The sequence below is a fragment of the Halosimplex amylolyticum genome, from assembly GCF_051414035.1.
Lineage (GTDB): Archaea > Halobacteriota > Halobacteria > Halobacteriales > Haloarculaceae > Halosimplex > Halosimplex amylolyticum.
On the sequence record NZ_JBLKNW010000004.1, the window covers coordinates 104610 to 130572 of the forward strand.

The following is a 25963-nucleotide window of genomic DNA, read 5'->3' on the forward strand; positions in this document are numbered from 1 at the left end:
CTACGTTGAATCGAACAGCCCGGACGCCCCCGCCCGCGACCGAACCCTAGTGAGCCGTTACTCGGACGGGCCCAGGGTTACAGACTGCCATCCCAGCGATAGGACCCGCGTTCGCCGACGGCATCGGGGGGACGAACTGATCGGCTCGGGTCCCGGAACCGCTGGGGCGCTCCCAGTGACATCGATCCCCGTGGTGCCCCAAGGGGTTAGTTCCGACCGGTCGAACGGACGGCATGGTCGACGCCCGCGACTACCACGAGCGGACGAACCACTCGCCCGATCGCCTGCGCGAGGACTCGTTCCGACTCGACCGGTCGAACCAGCCCCGCCCGTACAAAGTGTACGAAGCCCTCCCCAGGTTCGCCCCCGACAGCGACCCCGATCCGCCAGCGACGCCCGCGCTCGCGTCGATCGCGACCACCGATCCGGACCCGCCCGCCGAGGCTCCCGACGGGTCCGACGACCCCGATATCGAAACGCTCTGTCACTACGCGACGGGGATCACGAAGGAACTGGAGGTGCAGGGCCAGCCGATGCCGTTCCGCGCCGCCGCCTGCACGGGAAAGCTCTACCACGTCGACCTGTACGCCGTCACCGGCGACTGCGGCCAGTTCGACCCCGGCGTCTACCACTTCGACCCGCACTCCGGCGAGTTCGACGTGCTCCGCGAGGGCGACTTTCGAGGCGTTCTGGCCGCGGCCTCGGGCGAGTACCCGGCCGTCGCCGACGCGCCGGTCACGTTCGTCGCCACCTCCCAGTGGTGGCGCAACGAGTGGAAGTACCGGGCGCGCACCTACCGCCACGCGTTCTGGGACTCCGGGACTATCGTCGCGAACCTCCTCGCCGTGGCCCAGGGGGGCGGCCACCGCGCCGAAGCCGTCGCCGGGTTCGCCGACGACCCCGTGGTCGACCTGCTCGGCCTCGACCCCGACGAGGAGGCGCCGCTGGAACTCGTCACTGTCGGCTCGGGCGCACCGGTCTCGGAGGACACCGCGACACCCGACGTCGACCCCATCGACCCCGAGGAGCGCCCGCTCTCCGCCGACCCCGTCGACTACCCGCTCGTCCCCGACGCGTGGCGCCAGAGCCGACTCGACGACGGCGCGGCCGCCGACGCGTGGCGCGAGGAGTTCGCCGCCGAAGTCGCCGACACCTCGCTGGGGCTCCGCCCCGACACCGGCGGCGAGCGGATCCAGCTGGACCCCGTCGACGCGGAGACCGCGTCGGCGCGTCCCGTCGGGAACACCATCGAACGGCGCGGCTCCTGTCGCGAGTACAGCCACGACCCGATCAGCGCCCGGAAGTTCGCGACCGTGCTGGACCGGGCACTCCGCGGGACGCCCGCCGACGCCTTCGCCGGCGACCTCGACGGCCTCGTCGACTGCTACTGTCTCGTCCACGCCGTTGACGGCATCGACCAGGGCGTCTACGAGTACCACCCCGGGAGCGACGAACTGGAGTGGGTGGGCGAGACCGACCGGGAGACCGCCGGCCACCTCGCGCTCGGCCAGTCCGTCGTCGGCGACGCGGCAGCGAACGTCTACCTCGTCGCCGACGTCGACGCCGTCGTCTCGGAGTTCGGGAATCGCGGCTACCGGCTCGCGCAACTGGAGGCCGGCATCGCCCTCGGACGGCTGTACCTCGCGACCTACGCCCACCTGGAGCTGGGCGGTCGCGGCTTCACCTTCTTCGACGATCAGGTATCGGAGTTCCTGTCGCCCCACGCCGACGGCCAGACGCCCATGACCCTGTTCGCGTTCGGAAAGCCCGCCTGACCGGTGGGTCGCACTCGACGAACCGCCAATCGGCGTTCGCGCTCGACGAACCACCTATCCGCGTTCGCGTCCCTACGCTTCGGCGAGCACGTGCAGCGTCCCCTCGTCGGAGACGGCGTACAGCTGCCCGTCGGCGAGCGCGAGGCCGGTGTCGACGCCCCCGTCGACCGAGTGCTCCCAGCGCGTCTCGCCGGACGCCGCGTCGAGCCCGTAGACGGTTCCCTCGGTCGTCCCCAGGTACACGGTCCCGTCGGAGAGGATCGGCGCGTCGACGGCCCCGCCGTCGAACGACCGGTCCCAGTCCAGGTCGCCGGACTCGGCGTCGACCGCGAAGACTGTCGTCGACGTCGACCCCGGTCGTTTGCTCCCGAAGTACACGGTCCCGTCGGCGACGGCGACCGACCGCGGGACGATGGCCGTGTTGTTGTCGTCGTAGACCCACTCCTCGTCGCCGCCGTCCGCCGAGCGGGCGGTGACGTATCGCTCCTGGAGGTAGACCGACCCGTCGACGACCGTCGGCGTCTGGGCCTGGAAGACGCCCCCTTCGCTGCGCCAGTTCTCCTCGCCGCTCTCGGCGTCGACGGCGATCAGGTCCCCCTGCTCGTCGTCCGTCGGGAGCGTCGTGACGTACACGGATCCGTTCGCGACGGCCGGCGGCGCTCTGACCTCCTTGTCGAACGGGAACGACCACGACTCCTCCCCGTTCGAGGCGTCGACCGCGACGAGTCCGCCCGTCGCCTTCCCGACGTACGCCGTTCCGTCGACGACGGTCGGGTACCCCTTCTCCGGGATCGCGTCGTACGTCCACTCCTCCGACCCGTCGGAGACGTCGAGCGCTCGCATCCCGCCCGCCTCGAAGTACAGCGTCCCGTCGAGGACGGTGAGGTACGCCGGCGTGCTGTCGAGGCCCGTGTTCCACTGTTCGTCCCCGGTCTCGGCGTCGAGCGCCGCGACCCCGCTCGGGGACTCCACGTATGCCGTCCCGTCGACGACGGCCGGCGTCACTCCCAGCCCGTCGTCCGTCGACGCCGTCCAGACCTCCTCGACGGACGACGTCGGACCGGATCCCCCCGCCTGCCCGGTCGCCGCCGCGTCGCGCTGGACCCGCGGCCACCCGTTCGGCCCACCGCCGCCGCTCAGGGGCCCGCCCCCGCCCCCGTCGCCGTCGGACGAACTCAGTGGCCCGAGACAACCGCTCGCGCCGATCGCACAGCCGATTCCCCCGATTCGCAGGACCTGTCGTCGTGTCGTTCCCCTGTCCATACGCCCCTTCTGGGAGGAACTGTGCCATAAGCTTGCTGTTCGTCCGACAGAATCTGGTCCACACAGTGACAGTACAGCGCGATCGCACGATTCCGCCGCCGAGCACGAGCGCGAGTCCCGGTCGGACGACGTAGTGGTCGACCGTCCAGAACTCGCGGGCGAAATCGTCGACGGTCCAGAGTGTACCCGCCCCGGCCACCGCGAGCCCGACATCCGGGGACCGGTTTCGGAATCGCGCCAGTAGCGCGACGACGACGGCGAGGCCGACCGCGCCGAGGATCAGGACGTCGACGCCGCTGAATCCCGTCCACAGCCCCTGCAGTCCCTCGGCTGTGACGTACGGATCTCCATCGATAGAGCGGACGGACTTGCGAACCCACGGGAGCCACGCGCCGACGACGACCAGCAAACACGCGGCGAGGACGGCGCCGAGATACCGGTTCGACAGCCCGTCGACCATATCGATGGGTGTCATCGTCTCGGCAAGTGTCTTGTCCCGATCGCTGTCAGTTCGAGTGATTGTGGGTGCAACAAGCGATGAGAGCCCTCGGCCCACTCGCTAGTAGGAGACTCGACTGCAGATGACTGGGTCCGACGAAAGCCCTCGACCCGCTCGCGGCTGCTGTGCGACATATCCTCGCTGCGCTCGGATAGGGGCCGCGCACCAGCCGCGAGCGCGCCTCGCCCTTTCAGTCCGCCAGGGACCCTTACCGCACAGCAACCGCACCACACGCCTCCCCAACCGATTGCGGTGTCTGCGGGCGACCCGCGAGTCGCCCGCATGGCCCGAGGGACCGAAGGTCCCTCGCTACTCATCCCTCGCACGAAATTGTCGCGGCACGAGAGCCGCGACAGCGCGCGCCACGTCTGAAGTCTGAAAGGCGTACCGCGCCGAGCATCGCGAGGCGCGGTTTCCCCGGACGCGAGTGAACGAAGTGAGCGACGCGTCCGGCAGTTTTTCCCCAAGTTTTTGCAAACGAGAGTGCCCGCAGGCCGACGGCCGAGGACACCCCCGTTTGTAAAAAGTGGTCTCTAGTCGTCGGCGGGCGTCGCGGCGTCGCGACTCGTCAGGTCGACGGGGTCGGCGTCGACCCCCAGTTCGTCGAGGGCAACCTGGGCGGCGCGCTTGCCGGAGACGAGCATGGCGCCGAATGTCGGACCCATACGCGGGAGCCCGTAGGTCGTCGCGGTAGCCATGCCGGTGACGACGAGGCCGTCGTGGGCGAGGCCGGTGTGCTCGACGACGGCGTCCTCGCTCTCGCCGACCCACATCGAGTCGTGGCCGGGCGAGTCGTGGCCGGGGGCGCCGTAGGAGTCGTCGCCGGTGTTGTCCATGCCGGCGTTGGACTTCGCGTCCTCGATACCCGGCGCGTCGAGCACGCCGCGCTCGTCGAGTTTCTTGACGGCCATCGCGTCGTGACCGGTCGCGTCGATGACGAGGTCAGCCTCGACGGCGATGGGGTCGACGCAGGTGATCTCGCGCGGGAGCGCGTGGACCGGCGTCCAGTTCATGACGATGCCGCCGACCCGGTGGTCCTCGCGGATGACGATGTCGGTGAACTCCGTCATGTTCTGCATCTTCGCGCCCGCGTCGCAGGCGGCCTTGATGAGACCGGAACAGGCCTCCGGCCCGTTGGCGACGTACAGCCCCTCGCTGTCCTGGGACTGCTTGTGGTCGACCTCCAGCTCGTCGAGGACCTGCTGTGCGGGGTCGCGGACGGTGACCTTGTTCATGAGGAAGCCGCCCAGCCAGAAGCCGCCGCCGAGGTAGTTGTTCTTTTCGACGACCATCACCTGCACGCCGCGCTCGGCGAGTTCCTTCGCGGCCATCAGGCCGGAGGGGCCGCCGCCGACGATGATGACGTCCGAATCCGAGAAGTCCATGAACTCCTCGGTCCACTCCTGGCCGATCGCTCGCGTGACTTCCGCTTCACCGACGTCGCTGAACTTGTCGAACTCGTTCATACAACCGGCTACTACCACCGAGTGATTGATAGGTGTTCTGATGTCGCGAGCGCCGATTGGCGTCGCTGGTGAGCGGCGAAGGCGGAAGAATCGGGTCGAAAGAAGTCCGTTCAGTGGGCGCGCCCGACGCCGGCGTCGGGGGTTTCGTCCTCGCCCGTGCGGCCCCGGTAGGTGTCGATGCCCAGCAACCGGTTGAGCACGCAGACCTGCGTGGCGCCGGTCACGACGAAGACGGCGCCCACGAGGAGGCCCGCGACGACGAGCGCCGCCCCGAGGAGCCCCGCGACCGCCAGGACCTCGAAGTAGACTGCCAGTGCAGCGATGATCAGGATGGGCCCGAGAACGAGCCGAGCGATGCGGTCGTATCCGCCGACGTTCTTCTCCATGAGAATACATTTGCTTCGAGAGGTAATAACGTCGTATTGAAGTGTGTGAGCACGGTCGTAGCCGTATACGGAGCGATACGACCGCTATACGTGCCTCGCGGCCGTTCGCGGCCCTGCGAGGTCACCGTTTCGGACGGAGCCCGCTCGCGATGGGCGTGGACTTTCCTGTCGAGGGTAGAACACGGTGACAAGTCGCTGCACCTCCCCAGCGAGATGGTGGTCGAGCGGTTCCTGTCGACCGTGCGGACGATGCTAGCCGCGGAGTCACACGACCGCGGGTTCACCCAGAGAAGGGTCGCCGACCCGCCGGAACTCACGCAGGCGGTGGTCAGCGAGTACCTTCCCGGGGACGAGAGCGGTGGGGGAGCGCTTCGCAGAGGACGAGCGGATGCGGGCGACCGCCGATGCGACGAACGTTGCCACCGTCCCCGGCCGGCTCCAGGCACTCAACGGCCGGATCCTGGTCCCCGCCGACCCGGAGTTCGGCGCGTCCCAGCGCGTCGCCGAGACGATCCGGGCGGCGATGGCGGTCGGCCCGACAGTCAGGGGCGCGCTCAATCTCGGGACGTTCGGGGCGTCGCTGGCGGCCGCAGAAACGCGCGGCATCGACACGCTCGAATTCGACGCCGACGACGAGGACCGCGGCGACCGCCTCCGCACGCTGTTCCGTGAACCCGGTGAGGTTCCCCGAGTCGTCTACCACGAGGGCGCGTTCGAGATCGAACCGGTGTGTTACGTGTTCGGCGAAACCGCGGTCGAAGCCGCGGCGCTCGCCGCGGAATTGACCGCTGAGCCGGTGAACTGAACCAGTCCCTGTCGGGAAACCCTGCAGATAGACACTCCGCTAACCTGTCAACCGAAGCGTATAAGACAGGGGCCGCACACGGACTGTCAATGCCAGGGGACGAGTGGAGTCGACGACGGGTCCTGCGGGTCGGGGTGGTGGGTGCCGCGGTCGGCGGCGGGGGGTGTCTGAACCTCGGGATTGGGAACAGTTCGTCACCGCCCGACGCGTCGTTCGTGCTGGAGTACGATCCCACCGGGGGGATCGAAGGCGGATCGGCGGCGATCACACACGACGGCGGGTCCGACGTGCGGGCCGATCGGCTGTCGATACGCAGTTCCGAGGGGCACAGTGCGTTGTGGAGCGAACTCGGGTCGACGAGAATCGGCGGAACCGAACAGGTCACGACGGGCGATACCGCGAGGGTCGGCGCAGGGGTGACGAACTGGCCGGCAGACGTGGGGTTCGACGAGCGATTGAAAGTGCTCTACACCCACGAGGACACGACCGTGCGACTCGACCAATTCGTCCCCCAGGCGACGCCGACGCCGACACCGACGCCGACGCCGACACCGACGCCGACCCCCACGCCCACACCGGCGCCAGAACGCCGGATCGGCGATGACTTCGAAGAGAGCGGGTTGGGCGCCTACGATGCGAACGGCGGGACGGCAGCCAGGTACGACTGGGGAGTGAAGGAGTCCGATGCGCCCGACGGCGGGAGCCGACACGCGTACCTCTCCGAGCGTTCGACGGGAAAGGGGTCGAAGACCACGGTGGTGTCCCAGGCGACGGTCTCCTGGGACCACTCCTACGAGTTCGCGTTCCTGATCCGGTGTTCCGACTGGCCGGCCGGCGTCCCCTACAAAGAGGGATACGTCGCCTGGCGGGCCGCTCGCTCCGACGGGTCGGCTCCGCACCGGATCAAACTCCAGACGTTCAACACCGACGGCGCCGGAGCCGACCGGCCGTTCGAGTTCTCGAGCGACGGCGTCGTCGACGAGAGCGACGTCACCGGATACGACGTCGGCTGGGACGAGGACACCTGGTACTGGATCCGCGGAGAAGTGTCCGAGAACCCCGACGCGGAACACGGGACGGCGCGGGCGAAGATCTGGCGCGCCGAGAACGCCGAACCGGACGGCTACCAGGTCACGGCGTCCGTCACGAACGGCGTCTCGGATTCGCTCCCGTATCAGTTCGTGGCGAACGGCCGGAGTGGTTCGAGGGTCACCCTCGGCGTGGCCCAGGCCGTCTGGACCCCGATGTAACGCCGGGAAGCCAGTTCGCGACGGAACACCTCGCTCCCGTCCACGGCTCCCTTCGGTCGCCGTTCCCGTCGAGATCCTCGTTACGCTCGGACCTCGCTCGCCACCGTCCTTTTGTCCGTCTCGCCCCAAGCCACCGCATGGCACAGCAGACGACCGACAGCGCCGCGGTCGGCGAGCCGAGCGACCAGTGGCGCGACTACCAGGGGGCGCCGACGGGGACCGAGATCGAGTGCGAGGGGTGGCGCCAGGAGGCAGCCCTCCGCATGCTCAACAACAACCTCGACCCCGAGGTCGCCGAGCGCCCGGAGGACCTCGTCGTCTACGGGGGGACCGGCCGCGCCGCCCGCTCCTGGGACGCCTACGACGCTATCCTCGCGGAACTGCGCGACCTGGACGACACCGAGACGCTGCTCGTCCAGTCCGGCAAACCCGTCGGGCGCTTCGAGACCCACGAGCGAGCGCCCCGCGTCCTCATCGCCAACTCTAATCTCGTCGGGAAGTGGGACAACTGGGAGCACTTCCACGAACTCGAAGCGAAGGGCCTGATCATGTACGGCCAGATGACCGCCGGGTCGTGGGCGTACATCGGTACCCAGGGGATCATCCAGGGCACCTACGAGACGCTCGCCGAAGCCGCTCGACAGCACTTCGGGGGCGAGGCGCGAAGCGCCTCGAACGCGAGTAGCGCGGAGCGAAGCTCCGCGGACCGTTCGAGCGGGCGAAGCCCGCGAGAAGACGGGGAGCAGAGCGACCCGCGAGCGGCGTCTCTCGAAGGACGAATCGTCGCCACCGGTGGACTCGGAGGGATGGGCGGGGCCCAGCCGCTCGCGGTGACGATGAACGAGGGCGTCTGTATCGCTGCGGAGGTCGACGAGGCTCGCATCGACCGGCGCATCGAGACGGGGTACTGTCAGGAGAAGACCGACGACCTGGACGAGGCGATCGAACGCGCCACGGAGGCCGCAGAGGCCGGAGAGCGATACTCGGTCGGCGTCCACGTCAACGCCGCGGACATGCTCGAAGCGATGCTGGAGCGGGGGTTCGTTCCCGATATCGTCACCGACCAGACCGCCGCACACGACGCGCTGGAGGGATACTACCCGTCGGGCTACACCGTCACCGAGGCGGACGAGTTGCGCGAACGGGACCCCGAGCGCTACGAACGGGAGAGCCTCGACACGATGGAGCGCCACGTCGACGCCATCCTCGAACTCCGGGACCGCGGCGCGGTCGCCGTCGAGTACGGCAACAACATCCGTGGACAGGTGGCTGACTGGCGGGCAGATCGAGGCAACGGTGACGGCGAGCAGCCGTGGCCGCTCTCGGGCGCCACCGCCCGCGAGCGCGACGCTTTCGACTACCCGGGGTTCGTCCCCGCCTACGTCCGCCCGCTGTTCTGCGAGGGCAAGGGCCCCTTCCGCTGGGTTGCACTCTCGGGCGACCCCGCCGACGTCCATCGGACCGACGAGGCGGTGAAGGAGCTGTTCCCCGAGAAAACGGCCTTACACCGCTGGATCGACCTCGCACAGGAGCAGGTGTCCTTCCAGGGCCTGCCCGCGCGGGTCTGCTGGCTGGGCGCGGAGACCGACGAGCAGGGAGTCACCGAGCGCGCCCGCTTCGCCCTCCGGATCAACGACCTCGTCGCCGACGGCGAGATCGCGGCACCGGTCGTCGTCACGCGCGACCACCTCGACTCGGGCAGCGTCGCCTCCCCCTTCCGCGAGACCGAAGACATGCAAGACGGCTCCGACGCCGTCGCCGACTGGCCGATCCTCAACGCGCTCCTCAACTGCGCGGCGGGCGCGGACATCGTCTCCGTCCACGACGGCGGCGGGGTCGGCATCGGCAACGCACTGCACACGAACAACCACGTCGTCCTCGACGGCTCCGACCTGGCCGCCGAGAAGGCCCGCCGCGTCTTCACGACAGACCCCGGGATGGGCGTCGTCCGCCACGCCGACGCGGGGTACGAACGGGCGCGCGAGCAGGCCGACGCGTCCGGGATCGCGATCCCGATGGAGGACCGAGCGGATGAGTGAGAACACACGCGATGCCTCCGGCAACGATGGCCTCGTCCCGCCGCCCGAGTGGGTCGGCCCCGCTGCCGACCCGAACGACGAGCAGTTCGGTGACGTGGTCGAACCGGCGACGCTCGACGACCTCGACGAGTACGGCGCCGTGATCGTCGGCGAACCGTACGACGGCGCAGTCATCGGCCGCCGCGGCGCCGCCGAGGGGCCGGCAGCCATCCGCGAGTCGCTCGCCGCGACGAAGACTCACCACGTCGACCTGGGACCGATCTCCGTCGCGGGTGACCCCGCCGACGAGGACGGCGAGAACGTCCCCCACGAGCGCATCCACGGGCCGATCGGCCCGGAAGTCGGTCTGGCGGATCTGGGAGACGTTGCACTGCCCGAGGCCGACGAGAGGTCCCCGAGCGGTGACGGCGGTGACGGCGGCGACGGCGGCGACGTGCCGGTCGACGACAGGGACCGGGAACCGTCGGTCGAAGCCGTCCAGGAGCGCGTCCGCGCGGTGACGAGCGACCTGTACGGGCGGGGCGTGGTCCCGGTCTTCCTCGGTGGCGACAACTCGCTTACCTACCCGAACGCGGCACCGCTGCTCGATCAGGGATCGCTCGGCGTCCTCAGCTTCGACGCACATCTCGACTGCCGCGAGGTCCGCGAGGGGACCGGCCCGACCAGCGGCACGCCCTACCGGCAGCTCCACGACGACGGCCTGGACGCCCTCGCGGTCCTCGGCGCCCGGAACTTCGAGACGTCGACTGCCTACCACGACTACCTCCACGAACAGGGCGGCCGCGTGTTCACGCCGACGGACGTGGCGGGGGCGCCCATCGACGCGATGGACGACGCCATCGCCTCTCTGGGCGACGTGGACGCCATCTACGTCAGCGTGGACCTGGACGTGCTCGACGCGGCCGCCGCGCCGGGGGTCAGCGCGCCGACGCCGGGCGGGCTCACGACGCGGGAGCTCTACCGCCTGCTCGAACACGTCGCGACCCACGGCCGCGTCGCCGGGTTCGAGGTCGTCGAGTGCGCGCCTCCGCTGGACCGCGATGGCCGGACGGTCGACGCCGCCGCCCGCGCCGTCGCGCACTTCCTCGCCAGCCTCGCCGCGCCGAAGGGCCGCCACTCGCGACGGGGGGCGCTCGATGCCTGAACTGACCGCCGTCGTCCGCGACGCCGCCGAGGTCGCGACAGCCACCGGCGACCTCCGGAGCGACGACCCCGCGGGCGTCGTCGAGGACGCCGCGGTCGCCGTCGTCGACGGCGAGATCGCCGCCGTCGGCTCGACAGAGGAGGTAACCCGCGAGTACCCGCCGGAGAACGCCGTCCACACGGTCGAGGGTCGCGGTCGAGCGGTGATCCCGGGCTACGTGGACTCGCACACCCACGCCCTGTTCGCCGGCGACCGCTCCGACGAGTTCGAGGCGAAGCTACAGGGGACGAGCTACGGCGAGTTGCTCGCCGGGGGCGGCGGGATCCACCGGACCGTCCGCGCGACCCGCGCCGCGAGCGACGCGGAGCTGCTCGACAACCTGCTCGACCAGCTCGACGTGATGGTCGCCCACGGGACGACCACCGTCGAGGTCAAGTCCGGCTACGGCCTCGACACGGAGACCGAACTGCGGATGCTGGAGGCCATCGACCGCGCCGACGACCGCCACCCGGTCGACGTCGTCCCGACGTTCATGGGCGCCCACGCGGTTCCCCGAAATTACGAGGGCGAGGGCGACCCCGTCGACGCCGACGACTACGTCGACCGAGTCGTCTCCGAACAACTGCCCGCGGTCGAGGAGCAGGGCATCGCCGAGTTCTGCGACGTGTTCTGCGACGAGGGCGCGTTCACCGTCGAGCAGTCGCGACGCGTCCTCGAAGCGGGAAGGGAACACGGTCTCACGCCGAAGGTCCACGCCGAGGAACTCGCCCACCGCGGCGGGACGAAACTCGCCGCCGACGTCGGCGCGGCGAGCGCCGACCACCTGCTGCACGCGACCGACGAGGACGTACAGGCGCTGATCGATGCCGACGTGACGCCCGTGCTTCTGCCGGGGACCGCCTTCGGCCTCGGTGCCGACTACGCCGACGGCCGGGCGATGGTCGACGCCGGCGCGCCGGTCGCCGTCGCCACCGACTTCAACCCGAACTGCCACTCCCAGAGCATGGGCTTCGCCTCCGCGCTCGCCTGCGTCGAGATGGGACTGACCCCCGCTCAGGCCCTCGTCGCCGGGACGCGCAACGGCGCCCGCGCCCTCGACCGCCCCGACCTGGGGGCTGTCCGCGAGGGCGCGCCCGCGGACCTGGTCGTTCTCGACGCGCCCTCGCACGTCCACGTCCCCTACAGCTACGGGATCAACCGCGTCGCGACCGTGCTGAAGGACGGCCGCCCCGTCGTCGGTCCCGAGTGGGTCGGCGAACCGGGGGACTCCCCCCGGGATGAGCAGGGTGACGAGTCAGGCGGTGACGCCGATGTCTGAGGTCGTCCTCGACGGCGAGTCGCTGACCCCGGCGGACGTGGTCGCGGTCGCGCGCGAGGGAGCAGCGGTTTCCATCACCGGTGACGCCCGCGAGGCCGTCCGCGCGTCCCGCGAACGGGTCGACGACGTGCTCGCCAGTGACGAGGGAGTCTACGGCGTCAACACCGGCTTCGGCGAACTCGTCGACGAACGCATTCCCCGCGAGGACGTGGAGACGCTGCAGACGAACCTGCTCAGGAGTCACAGCGCCGGCGCCGGCGAGGAACTCCCAGCCGAGGCCGTCCGCGCCATGCTCGTCGCCCGCGTCAACGCGCTCGTCAAGGGCTACTCGGGGATCCGGGAGGTCGTCGTCGACCACCTCGTGGCGATGCTGAACGAGGGCGTCACGCCGGTCGTCCCCCGGACCGGGAGCCTCGGGGCCAGCGGCGACCTCGCGCCGCTGGCGCACGCGACAATCGTCCTCATCGGCGAGGGCGTGGCAGAAATCGAAGGCGACAGCGACAACGGGGGCGGCGAACGCCTCTCCGGTGAGGAAGCGTTCGCGCGCGCAGGCCTCGAACCGCTCACCCTGCGCGCCAAGGAGGGCCTGGCGCTCATCAACGGGACGCAACTCTCTGTCGGCCTCGGCGCACTGCTCGTCGCGGACGCCGAGCGACTCGTCCGCGCGGCCGACGTGGCAGGGGCGCTCACGACCGAGGTGACGATGAGTTCCACGGTGCCGAGCCACCCCGCGATCCAGGCGGCCCGGCCCCACGACGGCCAGTTGGAGAGCGCCGCGAACGTCCGCCGCCTGACCGCCGACTCGGAGATCGTCGAGTCCCACCGCAACTGCGACCGCGTCCAGGACGCCTACTCGACGCGCTGTCTCCCGCAGGTCCACGGCGCCGTCCGCGACGCCGTCGCCCACCTCCGCGAGGCGGTCGAGACCGAACTCAACAGCGCCACCGACAACCCGCTCGTGTTCGCCAGGGACACCGTCGCCGAACCGGGAGAGGACCCGGGTACGTCGGCCGCCGCCGCGCGCGCCAGCGGCACCGACCGCGCGGCCGTCCTCTCCGGCGGCAACTTCCACGGCGCGCCGCTCGCCCACCGCCTCGACTACCTCGCCGCCGCCCTGACCGACCTCGCGGCCGTCAGCGAGCGCCGCGTCGACCGCATGCTCAACCCGAACACGCAGGAACCGCACCTGCCGCCCTTCCTCACGCCGGACCCCGGCGTCCGCTCGGGCTACATGATCGCCCAGTACACCGCCGCCGCGCTGGTCAACGAGTGCCGCGGAAACGGCCGCCCCGCCACCGACAACACGCCCGTCAGCGGCAACCAGGAGGACCACGTCAGCATGAGCGCGACCTCGGCGTTCCAGACCCGTGACGTGGCCGAACGCACGGGGCGCGTCCTCGGGATCGAACTGCTCTGCGGCGCCCAGGCCGCCGAGTTCGTCGACGAGGAACTCACGTCCGGCCGCGGCACTGGCGCGGCCTACGAGGCGGTCCGCGAGCGCGTCCCGCCGCTTGACGAAGACCGCCCGCTCGCCGACGAGATCGAGACCGCGGCGGACCTGGTTTCGTCCGGCACCATCGAATCGCGGGTGAACGAGGCGCTGGACGACCCGCTGCTGTGAGCGCGAGAGTGGTCGAGACGGACAGCTGACGGGGACTCAGCCGGAGAATCGCAGGTCCGAGCCCGCGTCGCTGGCGTCGTAGCGGTCGCCGCCGTCCCAGTTTCGAAGGCTCGACTGCGTCTCGAACAGCGCCGTGTCGAGGTGTTCCGTCCGGATCGCCTCACCCTCCTGGAGCGCGTTCCGGGCCGCGTTCTCCGCGAGGAGTTCGATGTCGCTCGCGGCGTACCCCTCGGTCCCCTCGACGATCCGGTCCCAGTCGACGTCGTCGGCGACCGGCCGGTCGTCGAGGTGCAGGTCGAGGATGGCGCGGCGCGCCTCGGCGTCCGGCGGCGGGACCTCCACGCGCTCGTCGAAGCGACCCGACCGGCGGATCGCCTGGTCCACGTCTTCGAGGAGATTCGTCGCGCCCACCACGACCACGTCGTCGTCCTCCAGCGATTCGAGTTCCGTGAGCAGCTGGTTGACCATCCCCTGCTGGCCGGACTGCAGGTCGCCGCGCGACCCGGCGACGGCGTCGATCTCGTCGACGAAGAGGAGACAGGGGGCGTTCGCGCGGGCGATCTCGAACATGTCGGCGACGTTCTGTTCGGGCTTGCCCATCCACTTGCTCGTCAGGTCCGCCGGTGACACCTCCACGAACGCGTGGCCGAGTTCGCCCGCGAGCGCCCGGGTGACGTGGGTCTTCCCGCAGCCCGGCGGGCCGTAGAGCAGCAGGCCCGAGAGCACGTCGATGTCGTAGCGCTCGTAGGCCTCGGGATTTTCCAGCGGGTCGACGACGGTCTCTCGCAAGCGGGCTTCGAGGTCGGCCATCCCTCCCACGTCCGCGAACGACTGGTCCACGTCGACCGACACCAGCGAGTGGGCGGACAGGTCGACCCCGTCGGGCTGGACGATGTGGGTCCCCTCCTTGTGCGAGACGCCGACCCAGTCGCCGATGCTCGAGTCGGTCTCTTCGAGCCCGGTTTCGAGGTGGGACTGGCCGATCGGTTCCTCGTCGCGCAGGGCCGCACGGGCGGCGTTCTCCGCGATCAGCTCGACGTCGCTCGCTGCGTAGCCAACCGTCTGCTCGACGACGGGCGCCAGATCGAGGTCGTCGACCGTCGGCCGCCCCGCGAGGTGCAGGTCGAGGATGGCCCGCCGCGCCTCGGCGTCGGGAGGGGGCACCTCCACGCGCTCGTCGAACCGACCGGACCGACGGATCGCGGGATCCACGTCTTCGAGCAAGTTGGTGGCGCCGACGACGACGACGTCGTGGTCGTCCAGCGACTCCAGTTCCGTCAGCAGCTGGTTGACGAGCTGTTGCTCGCTGGAGTTCATGTCGGTCTCGCCGCCGCGGTCGCCGGCGATCCCGTCGATCTCGTCGACGAAGAGGAGACAGGGGGCGTTCGCGCGGGCGATCGCGAACACGTCGGCGATCTTCTGCGCCGGCTCGCCCATGTACTTGCTCGTCACGTCCGCGGGCGACACTTCCACGAACGAGTGGCCGAGTTCGCCGGCCAGCGCCCGGGTCACGTAGGTCTTCCCGCAGCCCGGCGGGCCGTGCAGGAGCACCCCGTTGACGACGCTCAGGCCGTACGCGGCGAAGCGGTCGGGGTCCGCGACAGGTCGCACGACCTTGTGCCGCAGCGTCTCTTTCAGCTCGGCCATCCCGCCGACCTCGCCGAAGCCGTGGTCGGGCGAGGGGTCGACCAGCGATTCGGCGTTCATCTCCACCCCGTCTGGCTGGACGACCTCGGTCGTCCCGTCGGTCGAGTCGGTCCCGCCCGCACCCCGTCCGCCGGTCGATCCGACCGGGTCGGGGCCGCCCTCGTGGTTCGTCCCGGCGCCACTGGCCGGGGCAGTCGTGCCGGCATCGTCGTCGGCCGCGTCGGCCGCCCGCTGGACACGGTCGAGGTCGACCTCGTGGCCGTACTCGCCGACGACCGTCGGGTCGCCAGAGACCCACTCCGCAACCCAGCCGTCCGGGTGTTCGACGGCGGCGTCGTCTTCGTCGCGGAAGGAGACGAGATAGGCGTGGTCCGCGCTGTCGGCCCGGAACTCGGCGAGCCAGAAGGGCAGATACACGCGACTCACGTCGGTGACCTCGATGCCGCCGTCCGGGTCGAAGTCGTTCGGCAGGCCGTGGGCGTCCCGGAACTTGTTGAGGAAGACCGCGGCGGCCTCCTCGCCCGCGGCGGCCCGGCGCTCGCGGTAGTCGATGAGCCGCTCGACCAGCACGCTCTCGGCCCGGTCGTTGGTCGCCTGGAACTCCAGCATCACCGTCGTCCCGAGCGACGGGTGCTCGGTCCCGAGGTCGAACTCGTCGGGGTCGGCCGTCACCGGGTCGGCGGTGCCGTCGACGTACTCGTGGACGAACCGGTCGTTCCCGTCGACCAGCCCGTCGACGAGCGTCGTCGCCGTCTCCGCGTTCGACCCGAACGACAGCAACTCGGAGGCCTCGTACTCGAACTCGAGGCGGAAGGCCGGGTAGAGCACCCGGTGGAGGCGGTCGAGTCGCTCCCCCGGCCCGAAGGGGGTTACCGCGCGTTCGTCCAGCGCCGCACGGACCGTCTCCTCGTCGGGCAACCGACGGTCGAACGCGAACCGTTTCGGCACCACGTCAGACCACCCCGTCGCGTGCGAGAGTCATTACAGTCGTCTGTCACGGACAGCCGTATGAATCTTTCCGACCGCTACGCCGACAGTGACTCGACGGCGTCGATCCGGCGCTCGAACGACGGATGCGGCGAGACCAGTCCGCGGAGTCGGTCGGCCGCGGACCCACGACCGCCGCTGTCGAGCGTTCGCAGGAGGCCCGTGACGGTCGCGGGCGAGGTGTGACTGGCGGCGTAGGCGTCGGCCCGGTACTCGGTGGCGCGTCCCACGAGGACGGCGACGGCTCGCTCGCCGAGCAGCCAGCCGGCGAGCGCGGCTGTGGCCTCCGGCGTCGTCACCGAGAAGACCGTCGTGATGACCGCCGCACCGGCGAACAGCCAGCCAGCGCTCACCAGCGACCGGACGAGAGCGTGTCGCTCCGCCCGGTGGCCGCGCTCGTGGGCCAGGACGGCCGCGAGCTGCGCCGGCGGGAGCGTCTCGACCGCCGCCCGACTCACGCCGACTGTCCCGGACAGCGGCCCACCGATGCTGTAGCCGTTCCGGTGGGTCGGCCTCGCCGTCTCGACGACGCGGACCGACCCGTCCGGATCGATCCCCGCCGCCGCCAGCCGCCGCCGCTCTCGCTCGGTGGGCGCCCGAGCGGCGAGTCGTCGCCCGTGGACGAGCGGCCCGAGCGCGAGCGTTCCGGCGAACAGGACGGCCACGCCCCACAGCCACACGCCCAGCGGTTCCGTCCACACCAGCACTGACAGCGCCAGCGTCGCGACGACGGGGACTAGATCGACGAGTCGTTCCGGCCGCAGCCACTCCCGGGGGTGCCCGAGTTCGCCCGTCGACGGCGCCGCGTCCGGGCCGTCCAGCACGTCCCGCGCCGTCAGCCCGATCAGCACCGCCGCCACGGCGAGAACGACGGCCTCACCGTACCAGATCGTCGGCGTGTGTCCGACCACACCGGTCGGTGCGAGCCCGGTGTCGAGCGGCGCAGGCGTCGCCGGGAGGGTGGGGAGCGCGGGGAGAGCGGGGACCGTCACGCGCGGCGGTTAGCCGTGACCGGTTGTCAATCTTCGGCCGCGTCCGCGTCGTCGCCGCCCTCGCGGATCGCCCGCTCGGCGGCCGCGAGCGCCGCGTCGGGGTCGAACGCGGCGACGATCGATTCGAGCGTCTCGCGGTCCGCGTCGGCCAGGTCGCGAGCGTGCTCGGTGACGTTCGGCAGCGCGCGGATCACGTTGTCGACGATCGGCACGTCCGCGGCCTGCGCCGACCGAGAGAGCGGATTGAGGTCGATCACGATCTCGACTTTGCCCATCTCGCCCAGCGCCTCGGCGCGGTCGCCGTCCTCCAGCGGGACGACGACCACGTCGGCGTCGCCGATGCCGTCGGCGTCGACCTTCGCGCGTTCGTGCTCCAGACCGGGGATGCGGCCGTCGGCGGTGAGGCCCTTGACGTCCTCGGCGCCGTGCTCGCGCAGGTGGTCGACGATGGCGTTCATCCGCTCCTCCGTGCGGTTGAAGAGGTTGACTTCGAGGTCGGCGCTCGTCGCTTCGCCGAGTTCGACCACCTCGCCGGGGACGAGCGCGGCCACGTTGCCGTTCACGGAGATCACGGGGTGTTCGGCGAGCAGGAGGCGGGCCGCCGCGACCCGCTCGGCGTCGTCCGCCGCGGGGATCGTCCGCTCGCCGAGCAGGTAGTCGAAGGCCTCGCCGCGGCCCTGGGCGATGAGCCCCTGCCGGGAGGTGATCCCCTTCTCGACGCCCTCCTCGATGCGGTGACGGGTCAGCAGCGACTCGTAGCGCGGGTGGCTCTCCGGGACCTCGACGTCGGTCATGCACTGACGCTCGCGGGCGAACGAGGAAAAGCCGACGTTTCCGGACGCCGCCCGGTCGATGCGGTGGCGGGCGCCGCCGAGGGCGGCCGGGCGCTACCGTCACTCGACGTCGATGCGGTGGCCGCCGGCGGGGCTGTCCTCCTCGAACAGGGCGCAGAGGAGCTTTCGCTGGGCGGCGCGGAGGTGCTGGGAGAACGTCGACGGCGAGATGCCGAGTTGCGCCGCGACTTCGGCGCCCGTGCGCTCGCGGGGCCGCTGGAAGTACCCGCTCCGGTAGGCCGTCACCAGCACCTCCCGCTGGCGGTCGGTGAGCCGCTGGGCCAGCACGTCCTGGACGTGCTGGCGGAGAAAGAGCGGCCCGTCCCGCGGGCGGTCGCGCTTGGCGACCAGATCTACCGTCGGGTGGTCGTCGCGGACCGACTCGACGACGGCGCCGGGGTCCCTCGAGGGCATCACCTCCGCGACGACGCGACCGTCGCCCTCCTCGGCCCAGAGGTCCCGGATGAACGCCTCCTCGTCGGCGATCGTCGCCGCGACGCACTCCGAGGCGTCCTCGACGCGAAACACCACGACCCCGTTGTCCGTGTACCGGTCGACCAGTCGCTCGACGACCGGCTCCGTCTCCGAGATGGTCTCGACGACCGTCGGCGAGGCGCCGACGACTTCGAAAAACGCCAGGTACTCCCCGTGCGTCCGGCGGACTCATCCTCTCACTCGGCGAGACGACGGTTCGGGTCTCTCTTTCGGGTCGGCGGGAGTGAACGGTGCCACCGGCCTCGCGGCCGGTGTCGTCGCTCACTCCGCATACTGGTCCGTGCCGCGACCGGCGTCGAGACGGCGGCGTTCGCCACCGTCGGTGGCACGGTCGGCGAGCGCACCCAGTTCGGGGGCGAGCGCGAACACCGCCCGCCGGTGAGCGTCTTTCGACCGGTGGATGCCCGTCGGGCTGACGTCCATAGCCTCGTACTCGTCGAACGCGTCCGTCTGCAGGTCGCGGTTGTGCTCGAAGTCCTCGCGCACGAGCGCCAGGAGCGCGTGCAGGTAGAGTGATTCGCGTTTTCGCATCGTTCGGTGAAAGCCCGGAAGGACGGTTCCGGGCAGGGTGTGATGGGGTGGGTGCGGTGGGGTGGGTGTGGTGGGGTGGGTCCGGGGGTGGCGGGAGACGACGGACCGGGGTCGCGTCGGGCCGTCGGCCCACAACCGACTTGCGGATACATCGGGGAAAAACGAATACCTGAATAGTACGGTCACGCGGATCCGGTGCGGTAGGAGGGGCCTACTCGGGAAGCGTGCGATCGCTCGGCGGCCGTACCAGCGTCGCTCCCGTCGGGTCGACGCGGCAAACCGTCGGATCGTAGCCCGCGTCCGTCAGCCCCGTGCCGAGCGCGACGACGGTGTGGCCGAGCATCCCCATCAGCGCCTCCCCGTCGGCCTCGGCCACGTCGGTTATCACCTCGTACACCCGGTCGGAGAGCAGGTCCGCCTCCCGCGAGAACTGCCTGGACGACTCCACGAACGTCGACAGCGTCGGCTCGCGGACCAGCTGCGAGAGCGCCTGCTCGCCCGCCGTCGAGAGCGCCTCCGTGTCCCCGCCGATGACCTCGCTCGTCGACCGCTCGCCGAACGTCTGGAACTCGACGCGCGAGCGGGCCGGGACCGCGTCCATCTTGTTGTGTTGCGGACTCCCGGGTTCCAGCCGGATGGGCACGCCGCCGTGGAGTTGCGCGACCACGTCGCCCAGCCCGGTCCCGGCCTGGACCTCCGCGCCGTGGGCGATCGTCGCCAGTTCGTACGTCGAGAGCCGCCGGTCGAGCACGTCGTTGGTCGCCAGCGCCGCCCCGAGCGCCATGGCCCCCGAGACGCCGAAGCCCGAGCCGACCGGCAGGTCCGTGACGCCGGTGACCCCGACGGTCGCCTCCAGCGCGTCGAGGACGCGCTCGACCGCCTCGATTTCGACCGACTCGCCGTTGAGTACCGTCTCTCGCTCGTCGGCCGGCCGCACGGTGACGGTCACGCCTTCCGAGAGCGCGATGCCGGCGCCGCGCGATCCGGTCCTCGTCGGGTCCTCGCCCCTGTCGACCGTGAAAAAGCCCGTCACGTGCCCCGGGACGAACGCCCGTGCCACCGCTGTCATTGTCTCACCCTCGGCGCGGTGCCTGTAATCAGTTTCGTCCTCCGACGGCAAACCGCCGGTCAGGCCCGCTCTACTTCGTCGCGGTCGTCGGCCGTTCGGTCCCGGTCGTCAGCCGCACGGTCCAGGTCGCCGGCCGCTCGCCCGCGCCGGCGCTCCTCGTCCGCCTCGCCTCCGCGGAGGAACGTCTCGGCGTCGTCGATAGATTCGGTCTCCAGCAGCCGTTCGACGCGCGTTTCGAACTCCACGTCGTCGATCTCACCGCGAGCGTAGCGGTCGCGAAGCGCCTCCAGCGCCTCGTCGGCCCCTTCTTCCCGCTCGATCGACAGCCCCCGATCGCTCGCCCGAACCCCTTTGTCCGTTTCGCGGGATTCGTACCACTTCGCCAGCGAGACGGCCAGCGGCATCCCGCCGCCGAACCCGACCGGGAAGGCGACCCAGAACCACGGGACGCCGAGGAACATGAGTCCGAAGGCGACGCCGAGCGTCAGGAACGTCACCGCGCCGGCGGCCACGCCGGCCAGCGACCCCTCCTCGGCGTCCCAGTCGCCTGACTCGTCCCGTTCCGGTGCCATGTTTCGAGAGAAGACGGCCCCGCATTTGTATCTACGGACGGACGGGCCCGGTCGCGGCGGCCGGTCGTCGAGGTGACCCACAGAGTTATTGTATGCGGTGTTAGACAACGTATCGAGAATGCCGTCAGTCAGCGCTCGCCTCCCGATGGACGAGAAGGAGGAACTGGACGACGTCGCCGAACTGCTCGAAGAGGACCGGAGCACCACGATCCGGAAGGCCCTGCGCGAGGGGCTGAAGGAACTGCGGATCCGTCGCGCGGTCGAGCGCTACCAGACCGGCGAGGCCTCCGTCGCGGAGGCCGCCCGGGTCGCGGGCGTCTCGCTCGGCGAGTGGCTGGAGATCGCTCACGAGCGCAACCTGACGACGCAACTGGCCGCCGAGGACCTGAGCGACGACGCCTACACCGCACAGGAGCTGTAGATGAGCCGCATCTACGTCGGCCCGACGACGCTGTACGCCCTCGGACAGGTGGGCGAACTCGACCTCCTGCAGAGCTTCGACGGCCGCCTCGTCGTCCCGGAGGTCGTCCGCGAACAGGTGACGACCGAGCCAGCGCGGAGCGCCCTCGCGTCGTTCGTCGACGAGGCCGACGTGTCGACGGCCGTCCCCGACGCCGCCCACGAGCAGGCGACCGAGGTCGTCGGCGTCGAGGACGACACCCACGAGGCCGCCATGATCGCCGGCGTCATCGCCCACGCCGACCCCGAGGACCGCCACGCCGTCGCCGTCGTCTCCGAGGACCGCCGGGTCCGGCGCATCGCCGAAGGCCTCGGCGGCGCCGTCACCAGCAGTTTCGGCGTCGTCGCGCGGGCCGCCACGGAGGACAAGTACCTCTCGCGCTCGCAGGCGCGGCGGATCGTCCGCCGGATCGACGCCAACGGGATCCAGTTGACGGGCGAAATGCGGTCACAGGCGGTCGGTGCGGTCGGAGAATAGCGGTCGGAGCGGTCAGTTCAGTCGGTGCGATCGGTGCTGTCGGGGATTAGCGGCCAGTGCGGTCGGTGGATAGGCGCTGTCACGCACTCCGTTCGGGGCTGCCTTTTCCCCAGGTTCTCGACAGGCACGTTCGTCGCCCCTGCATTCGCCGGGAGTGGTTACTCCAGTGGCGGAACCAACAAACCACTATGTCACTGTTTCAACCTGTCTGGGTCCTGCAGCAAGTGACGCAGGGCGAGGTAGTCGAGGTGATCCGGAACGACGCGCTGTTGTCGTCGTCGCTGTGGGTGAACATCGCGCTCGCCGGGCTGTCGACCCTGCTGTTCCTCTACATGGGTCGAAACGTCGAGGGGGAGCGTGCGAGGCTCATCTGGGCGGCGACGCTGCTGGTCCCGCTCGTGTCGATATCGAGCTACACGGGGCTGTTGTCCGGACTGACGGCCGGGTTCGTCGAGATGCCCCCGAACCACCCCCTCGGTGGCGAAGCGGTGCTGAGTCAGTGGGGTCGGTATCTGACGTGGACGCTGTCGACGCCGATGATCCTGCTCGCGCTGGGGGTTCTGGCAGACGTGGACATCGCGAGCCTGTTCACCGTCGTCACTGCGGACGTCGCGATGTGCGTCACCGGTCTCGCCGCGGCGCTCGTCACGTCCTCGTACGCGCTCCGCTGGGCCTTCTACGTCATCAGTTGCACGTTCTTCGTGGTCGTCCTCTACGCGCTGGTGTTCAGGTGGCCCCGGGCCGCCGACGCCGCGGGAGCGGGAGAGATATTCGGGACGCTCCGGACGCTGACGGTCGTGCTGTGGCTGGGCTATCCGATCGTCTGGGCCGCCGGCGTCGAGGGACTGGCGCTGGTCGAATCCGTCGGACTCACGTCGTGGGCCTACTCTCTGCTGGACATCGGCGCGAAGTACGTCTTCGCGTTCCTGCTGTTGCGGTGGGTCGCCGCGAACCAGGACGTCGTCGGCCGTGCCGAGTTCGCGAGGGGGACCGAGCGCGGCGCCGCGATCGGCGACGACTGACGCTGCCGGTGGTCCGCCGGACGACCTCGAGTCTCGGGCTGCTCACTCCTCGTCCTCGACGGCCTCGTAGAACTCGCCCTCGTCCAGCACCGGGTCGTCTTCGAGGAACGTCACGCCGCGGGCCGTGGGCGCGACGCCGGTCTCCTGCTCGAACTCTTCGAGCAGGTCGCTCCCCCAGCCCATCCCGACGGGGGCGTCGAACGCGCCGAAGGGCTCGGTGAACATCGGCGCCGGCGGCGCGTGGGCGAAGGCGCGGAAGCGGAACTGGTGGTCCATGGCGAACCGGTAGAGTATGCCCTGGCCGGCGAGCCCGTCCTCGCCCTCGTAGCGGGCCTCCTCGGCCGGCGCGTCGTCGCGCTCCGAGCGATACAGCACCGCCTCCGTGCAGGTCTCGGTCTCGGAGTCGAACGTCGCGACGGTCGCCCGCTCCCACAGCGGCGCGCTCTCGACGAGCAGGCCGGGAACGGGGTCGTTCGTCAGCGCGTAGACGTACTCGGCGACCCAGGCCAGGTCCGCCGCGCGCTCCTCGCCGTCGCCGTCGACGAGGTCGCCGTGGACGTGATCCGCTTCGTCCGGGATCTCGACCGGGTGGTGCTCGTCGAACCACGCGACGAGTCTCTCGCGGGCCTCGGCGTCCGCGCACTCGAAACTGTAGGCCGTCCACTCCACTGGCGGGCCTCGTCAGGGGCTCAGGCGCTGCCGGTCCTGCGAGACTCGCACGCTCCTCTCGCTGGCTCCCAACGTCTTCGTCATGGACTCAGACGTTGGCGATCCCGCGGGAACAGCACGGCCTCGCGGATGTTGCCGAGGCCGAGCATCGTCATGACGAGGCGCTCGCCGCCGAGACCCCAGCCGGCGTGGGGCGGCATGCCGTACTTGAACATCTTGGTGTAGTAGTCGAACTGCTCGGGGTCGAGACCCTGCTGTTCGAACCCTTCGACGAGCTTGTCGTAGCGGTGTTCGCGCTGGCCGCCCGAGACGAGCTCCATCGTCGGGTGCATCATGTCGAAGCCGGTCGAGAGCTGCTCGTCGTCGTCGTGGTCCTTGATGTAGAACGGCTTGATCTCCGAGGGCCAGTCGGTGACGAAGTAGTGCTCGCCGACGTCCTGGCCGAGCGCGTGCTCGCCCTCGGTCGGGAGGTCGTCGCCCCAGACGAGCTGCTCGTCGAGTTCGCCCGTCGCGTTGATCCGCTCGATGGCTTCCTCGTAGGTGAGGCGCGGGAAGTCGCCCTCGGGCACCTCGAACTCATCGGTGAGGTCGAGCGCTTCGAGCTGTTCCTGGCAGTTCTCGGCGACGCCCTCGTAGGCGGCCGTGACGACCGTCTCGCAGGCGTCCATCGCCTCGGTGTGGTCGTAGAAGGCCGACTCGAAGTCGATCGAGGTCGCCTCGTTGAGGTGCCGCGGCGTGTTGTGTTCCTCGGCGCGGAAGATCGGGCCGATCTCGAAGACGCGTTCGAGGCCGGAGCCGACCATCAGCTGCTTGAACAGCTGCGGGCTCTGGTTCATGAACGCCTCCTGACCGAAGTACGTGATCGGGAACAGTTCCGTGCCGCCCTCGGTGCCGGTGGCGACGATCTTCGGCGTGTTGATCTCCGTGGCGTCGAGGTTCCGGAACGCCTCGCGGGTCGACCGCAGCACTTCGGCGCGGATCTCGAAGATGGCCTTGGTCTCGTCCTTGCGGAGGTCGAGGGTGCGGTTGTCGAGTCGCGTCGAGAGGTCGGCGTCGACCTTCCCGGAGGGGTCGAGCGGGAGTTCGGGGTCGGCCTCGGCGACCACGTCGAGGGAGTCGGGCGTGATCTCGACGCCGGTGGGCGCGCGCGGTTCCTCCTCGACGTCGCCGGTCACGGCGACGACGGACTCGCGGTGGACCCCGAGTCCGGTCTCGACGAGGTCCTCGTCCATCTCGTCTTTCTCGAACTTGACCTGGATCTTCCCGGTCGTGTCCCGGAGGATGAGGAAGGCGATGCCGCCGAGGTCGCGGATCTCGTGGACCCAGCCGGCGACCGTGACGGTCTGGCCCGGCTCGGCGTCTGCGGTGTAGGTGCGATCGTCCATGGGAGTGGGTTCTGGGGGGCTCGACTTAAGAACAGTCCTTCCGGGTCAGCGGTTCCCACGCCACGAGAACGGTTACCACCCGCCGGTCGCCCACCGCAACGTTTCTGTCAGCGGCCAGAGAATAGGGTGTCATGGCAGACCGCGAACTCGACGACCTCGACAGGGCGATCCTCCACGCGCTCCAGGACGACGCCCGAAAGCTGTCGACCAGCACGATCGCCGACCGGATGGACGTCGCGTCGAGCACAGTCCGGACCCGGATCCGCAACCTGGAGGAGGCCGGGATCATCACCGGGTACCACGCCGACGTCGACTACGAGGCCGCCGGCTTCCAGTTGCACACCCTGATCGTCTGCACCGCACCCGTCCCCGACCGCGAGCGCCTCGCCCAGGAGGCGCTGGAGATCGAGGGCGTCGTCGCCGTCCGCGAGGTGATGACCGGCAACGAGAACGTCCACGTCGAGGTCGTCGGCCGCGACGGCGACGACCTGTCCCGGATCGGCCGCGAACTCGACGAACTCGGTTTCGAGATCGAGGACGAGGACATCATCCGCAACGAGTACGTTCACCCGTACAGCGGATTCGCCGACGTCGACGACTGACGCGACATCCCCCTTGGTTTGCCGGAACGACTGTTTCACCATTTTTATTTGCCGGTTCGTCAAACAGATCGGCTAGTTTATGCCGCTCCGGGCCTTTCCGTCGGACGTACGATGAACCGATACCGCACTGCTGATGCAAACGGATTCGCGGTGGCGAACGGAGAGGTCGGACAGACGGTCGGTCCGCGGCGCTCAACGGAGGTGATTCCGTGGTCCTCGGATCTGCGCGCAGGCGGGTGAGCGAGGCGCTCGATCGGCCGACGTCGGTGCTCGTCGTCGGGTCGTCACAGGAGTCGCGGGCGCTCGCTCGTCGCCTCGCCGACGACTACGACGTCAGCTTCGTCAGCGACCGGTCGGACCTCGTCAACGGAGCGACCGCGGACGGTATCGACGCCCGCGAGTCGAGACTCGACGAGGGGAGCGAGCTCGCGGCCCTGGACCTGTCGGCCGACGCCGCGATCGTGGCGGCGTCGCGCGACCGGACGAACCTCTTCGTCGTCCAGCACCTCCGGTCCCGGTACGACGTCCCCCGGCTCGTGGTCCGCGTGAACGACCCCGACCGCGAGGACGTATTCACTGGACCCGAGATCGAGACTATCTGTTCGACGGACGTCCTGGCGCCGGAGATCAGGACGGCGCTCGGGGAGGCCATCTGA

The 25963-nt window shown here is 70.1% G+C and carries 23 protein-coding genes and 2 pseudogenes; 12 read left to right on the top strand and 13 right to left on the bottom strand.

All coding sequences use genetic code 11. The features are described 5' to 3' along the window. The first annotated feature begins 233 nt into the window (after positions 1-233). Positions 234-1775, top strand: coding sequence for a SagB/ThcOx family dehydrogenase (locus tag ACMGFE_RS17315; protein WP_436926488.1), 1542 nt, complete (start codon positions 234-236; stop codon positions 1773-1775). A gap of 72 nt (positions 1776-1847) precedes the next feature. On the opposite strand, the gene ACMGFE_RS17320 is transcribed toward ACMGFE_RS17315, so the two are convergent. The 3 genes from ACMGFE_RS17320 to ACMGFE_RS17330 form a co-directional block, all read right to left on the bottom strand. Next, positions 1848-3038, bottom strand: coding sequence for an outer membrane protein assembly factor BamB family protein (locus ACMGFE_RS17320; protein ID WP_436926489.1), 1191 nt, complete (start codon positions 3036-3038; stop codon positions 1848-1850). 1032 nt (positions 3039-4070) lie between these two features. After that, positions 4071-5003, bottom strand: coding sequence for a sulfide-dependent adenosine diphosphate thiazole synthase (locus tag ACMGFE_RS17325; protein WP_436926490.1), 933 nt, complete (start codon positions 5001-5003; stop codon positions 4071-4073). Positions 5004-5113: 110 nt separating this feature from the next. Beyond that, positions 5114-5389 (bottom strand): YgaP family membrane protein, encoded by a 276-nt coding sequence (locus ACMGFE_RS17330; RefSeq protein ID WP_436926491.1) that lies wholly within the window; start codon positions 5387-5389, stop codon positions 5114-5116. 213 nt (positions 5390-5602) lie between these two features. Here ACMGFE_RS17330 and ACMGFE_RS17335 point away from each other — a divergent pair. The 6 genes and pseudogenes from ACMGFE_RS17335 (at position 5603) to hutH (ending at position 13566) form a co-directional block, all read left to right on the top strand. Continuing rightward, positions 5603-6194 (top strand): annotated as a pseudogene (locus ACMGFE_RS17335) (thiamine-phosphate synthase family protein). 89 nt (positions 6195-6283) lie between these two features. Continuing rightward, positions 6284-7444, top strand: a complete 1161-nt coding sequence (locus ACMGFE_RS17340) for a hypothetical protein (protein WP_436926492.1) — start codon at positions 6284-6286, stop codon at positions 7442-7444. Between the two features lie 137 nt (positions 7445-7581). Beyond that, positions 7582-9483 (top strand): urocanate hydratase, encoded by a 1902-nt coding sequence (hutU, locus tag ACMGFE_RS17345; protein ID WP_436926493.1) that lies wholly within the window; start codon positions 7582-7584, stop codon positions 9481-9483. Next, entirely contained in the window at positions 9476-10627 is a 1152-nt protein-coding gene (locus ACMGFE_RS17350; RefSeq protein WP_436926494.1) for an agmatinase family protein, read from the top strand. Before hutU ends, ACMGFE_RS17350 begins: the two co-directional genes overlap by 8 nt. Then, the gene (gene hutI, locus ACMGFE_RS17355) at positions 10620-11945 is read left to right on the top strand and encodes an imidazolonepropionase (RefSeq protein ID WP_436926495.1); all 1326 of its coding nucleotides are present in this window, start codon (positions 10620-10622) and stop codon (positions 11943-11945) included. Before ACMGFE_RS17350 ends, hutI begins: the two co-directional genes overlap by 8 nt. After that, entirely contained in the window at positions 11938-13566 is a 1629-nt protein-coding gene (gene hutH / locus ACMGFE_RS17360) for a histidine ammonia-lyase (protein WP_436926496.1), read from the top strand. Before hutI ends, hutH begins: the two co-directional genes overlap by 8 nt. 36 nt (positions 13567-13602) lie before the next feature. On the opposite strand, the gene ACMGFE_RS17365 is transcribed toward hutH, so the two are convergent. From ACMGFE_RS17365 to ACMGFE_RS17400, 8 genes and pseudogenes are all read right to left on the bottom strand, one after another. Next, entirely contained in the window at positions 13603-16164 is a 2562-nt protein-coding gene (locus ACMGFE_RS17365; protein ID WP_436926497.1) for an AAA family ATPase, read from the bottom strand. A gap of 74 nt (positions 16165-16238) precedes the next feature. Next, a complete protein-coding gene (locus ACMGFE_RS17370; protein ID WP_436926498.1) occupies positions 16239-17192 on the bottom strand; it encodes a M48 family metallopeptidase in 954 nt (317 codons plus the stop codon). Between the two features lie 26 nt (positions 17193-17218). Further along, complete coding sequence (locus ACMGFE_RS17375) at positions 17219-17986, bottom strand: 4-phosphopantoate--beta-alanine ligase (protein ID WP_436926499.1); 768 nt, start codon at positions 17984-17986, stop codon at positions 17219-17221. Between the two features lie 99 nt (positions 17987-18085). Then, positions 18086-18313 (bottom strand): helix-turn-helix domain-containing protein, encoded by a 228-nt coding sequence (locus ACMGFE_RS17380; protein WP_436926694.1) that lies wholly within the window; start codon positions 18311-18313, stop codon positions 18086-18088. Between the two features lie 45 nt (positions 18314-18358). After that, positions 18359-18676, bottom strand: a pseudogene (locus ACMGFE_RS17385) (bacterio-opsin activator domain-containing protein); the annotation flags it as partial. A gap of 105 nt (positions 18677-18781) precedes the next feature. Continuing rightward, entirely contained in the window at positions 18782-19051 is a 270-nt protein-coding gene (locus ACMGFE_RS17390) for a UPF0058 family protein (protein WP_436926500.1), read from the bottom strand. A 211-nt stretch (positions 19052-19262) separates the two neighbouring features. Then, positions 19263-20120: a pantoate kinase gene (locus ACMGFE_RS17395; protein ID WP_436926501.1), complete on the bottom strand. Its 858-nt coding sequence runs from the start codon at positions 20118-20120 to the stop codon at positions 19263-19265. A 59-nt stretch (positions 20121-20179) separates the two neighbouring features. Continuing rightward, complete coding sequence (locus ACMGFE_RS17400; protein ID WP_436926502.1) at positions 20180-20692, bottom strand: SHOCT domain-containing protein; 513 nt, start codon at positions 20690-20692, stop codon at positions 20180-20182. Between the two features lie 118 nt (positions 20693-20810). Here ACMGFE_RS17400 and ACMGFE_RS17405 point away from each other — a divergent pair, with 118 nt between their 5' ends. From ACMGFE_RS17405 to ACMGFE_RS17415, 3 genes are all read left to right on the top strand, one after another. Continuing rightward, entirely contained in the window at positions 20811-21113 is a 303-nt protein-coding gene (locus ACMGFE_RS17405) for a UPF0175 family protein (RefSeq protein WP_274324235.1), read from the top strand. Next, positions 21114-21629, top strand: coding sequence for a PIN domain-containing protein (locus tag ACMGFE_RS17410; protein WP_436926503.1), 516 nt, complete (start codon positions 21114-21116; stop codon positions 21627-21629). Positions 21630-21817: 188 nt separating this feature from the next. Beyond that, positions 21818-22651, top strand: a complete 834-nt coding sequence (locus tag ACMGFE_RS17415) for a bacteriorhodopsin (RefSeq protein ID WP_436926504.1) — start codon at positions 21818-21820, stop codon at positions 22649-22651. A 42-nt stretch (positions 22652-22693) separates the two neighbouring features. On the opposite strand, the gene ACMGFE_RS17420 is transcribed toward ACMGFE_RS17415, so the two are convergent. Next, positions 22694-23320: a hypothetical protein gene (locus ACMGFE_RS17420; RefSeq protein WP_436926505.1), complete on the bottom strand. Its 627-nt coding sequence runs from the start codon at positions 23318-23320 to the stop codon at positions 22694-22696. 80 nt (positions 23321-23400) lie between these two features. After that, the gene (gene aspS / locus ACMGFE_RS17425) at positions 23401-24705 is read right to left on the bottom strand and encodes an aspartate--tRNA(Asn) ligase (protein WP_436926506.1); all 1305 of its coding nucleotides are present in this window, start codon (positions 24703-24705) and stop codon (positions 23401-23403) included. Positions 24706-24836: 131 nt separating this feature from the next. On the opposite strand from aspS, the gene ACMGFE_RS17430 reads away from it, so the two are divergent. Then, positions 24837-25307 (top strand): Lrp/AsnC family transcriptional regulator, encoded by a 471-nt coding sequence (locus ACMGFE_RS17430; RefSeq protein WP_436926507.1) that lies wholly within the window; start codon positions 24837-24839, stop codon positions 25305-25307. Between the two features lie 209 nt (positions 25308-25516). Further along, positions 25517-25963: an NAD-binding protein gene (locus ACMGFE_RS17435; RefSeq protein ID WP_436926508.1), complete on the top strand. Its 447-nt coding sequence runs from the start codon at positions 25517-25519 to the stop codon at positions 25961-25963.

Bases quoted from the DNA above. Each gene is read 5' to 3' on its own strand.
- ACMGFE_RS17315 (WP_436926488.1), top strand. From the start codon at position 234: ATGGTCGACGCCCGCGACTACCACGAGCGGACGAACCACTCGCCCGAT.
- ACMGFE_RS17320 (WP_436926489.1), bottom strand. From the start codon at position 3,038: ATGGACAGGGGAACGACACGACGACAGGTCCTGCGAATCGGGGGAATC.
- ACMGFE_RS17325 (WP_436926490.1), bottom strand. From the start codon at position 5,003: ATGAACGAGTTCGACAAGTTCAGCGACGTCGGTGAAGCGGAAGTCACG.
- ACMGFE_RS17330 (WP_436926491.1), bottom strand. From the start codon at position 5,389: ATGGAGAAGAACGTCGGCGGATACGACCGCATCGCTCGGCTCGTTCTC.
- ACMGFE_RS17340 (WP_436926492.1), top strand. From the start codon at position 6,284: ATGCCAGGGGACGAGTGGAGTCGACGACGGGTCCTGCGGGTCGGGGTG.
- hutU (WP_436926493.1), top strand. From the start codon at position 7,582: ATGGCACAGCAGACGACCGACAGCGCCGCGGTCGGCGAGCCGAGCGAC.
- ACMGFE_RS17350 (WP_436926494.1), top strand. From the start codon at position 9,476: ATGAGTGAGAACACACGCGATGCCTCCGGCAACGATGGCCTCGTCCCG.
- hutI (WP_436926495.1), top strand. From the start codon at position 10,620: ATGCCTGAACTGACCGCCGTCGTCCGCGACGCCGCCGAGGTCGCGACA.
- hutH (WP_436926496.1), top strand. From the start codon at position 11,938: ATGTCTGAGGTCGTCCTCGACGGCGAGTCGCTGACCCCGGCGGACGTG.
- ACMGFE_RS17375 (WP_436926499.1), bottom strand. From the start codon at position 17,986: ATGACCGACGTCGAGGTCCCGGAGAGCCACCCGCGCTACGAGTCGCTG.
- ACMGFE_RS17390 (WP_436926500.1), bottom strand. From the start codon at position 19,051: ATGCGAAAACGCGAATCACTCTACCTGCACGCGCTCCTGGCGCTCGTG.
- ACMGFE_RS17395 (WP_436926501.1), bottom strand. From the start codon at position 20,120: ATGACAGCGGTGGCACGGGCGTTCGTCCCGGGGCACGTGACGGGCTTT.
- ACMGFE_RS17400 (WP_436926502.1), bottom strand. From the start codon at position 20,692: ATGGCACCGGAACGGGACGAGTCAGGCGACTGGGACGCCGAGGAGGGG.
- ACMGFE_RS17405 (WP_274324235.1), top strand. From the start codon at position 20,811: ATGCCGTCAGTCAGCGCTCGCCTCCCGATGGACGAGAAGGAGGAACTG.
- ACMGFE_RS17410 (WP_436926503.1), top strand. From the start codon at position 21,114: ATGAGCCGCATCTACGTCGGCCCGACGACGCTGTACGCCCTCGGACAG.
- ACMGFE_RS17415 (WP_436926504.1), top strand. From the start codon at position 21,818: ATGTCACTGTTTCAACCTGTCTGGGTCCTGCAGCAAGTGACGCAGGGC.
- aspS (WP_436926506.1), bottom strand. From the start codon at position 24,705: ATGGACGATCGCACCTACACCGCAGACGCCGAGCCGGGCCAGACCGTC.
- ACMGFE_RS17430 (WP_436926507.1), top strand. From the start codon at position 24,837: ATGGCAGACCGCGAACTCGACGACCTCGACAGGGCGATCCTCCACGCG.